At 50.4% G+C, this 651-nt stretch carries 1 protein-coding gene; it reads right to left on the bottom strand.

The window, feature by feature from the left end; genetic code table 11:
* Window positions 1-58: 58 nt before the first annotated feature.
* The coding region (locus ABD327_RS37250; protein ID WP_344458494.1) for a hypothetical protein at window positions 59-651 on the bottom strand (593 nt) is incomplete at its 5' end.

Raw genomic sequence — 651 nt, 5'->3', positions numbered from 1 at the left:
CAGTCGGTCTCATGGGCATATATTTTGCATACGCATCGGGAGATGCGGGAGATGACACCTAGCAGTCCGGTACCTTCGTGTCGGTGTTATGTGTAACTGTACGCTGTTCGGCGTTAATCGGATCACCGTTCAAGAAAGTATTGGCGGGCGCGTACCACTCGTTGTTCCATGGTGGGCTTGCAATAAGATACCAGTATCCGTCTGGCGAGACGCTTGGAATCGTAGGCGCGAATATCTTGCAGGATACCTTCACTTTTTCGTAGGGCTTAACCGGCACACCTGATACTGCTGGCCTTTTGGCGTCAGAAAAAGTTGGTGCACCATATTGGCCAGCTTGTTCCTCGCGCGCACTCCCCAGCTTTATAGGTGCAGGCGATATTTCAGTATTTGGAGTGCTATTTGGCGGCGACCCTTCGGTCTTGTCGATACCGCGACCATCTGTAAAATTCCATATGATGATGCTGATCAATGCCAGGATTATTGTGCCAGCGGCAAGGGCTGGGGATACTGTAATCCAATGCCTGCTCGGATTTGTTTCAACAAGGATCTGGGTAACGGATTCATTCTCCTTTGACTCGCCAATTGGTGTCCCCACCTTCCGCACTTCTGCTACATAGTCGAGCAGGAAATCTGCAAATGAAGAAAATGCCG

The sequence above is a fragment of the Actinocorallia aurantiaca genome, assembly GCF_039533685.1.
GTDB classification, from domain to species: Bacteria; Actinomycetota; Actinomycetes; order Streptosporangiales; family Streptosporangiaceae; genus Actinocorallia; species Actinocorallia aurantiaca.
Note: the sequence above shows the minus strand (reverse complement) of the source record. Positions and strands in the feature narration are given on the sequence as shown.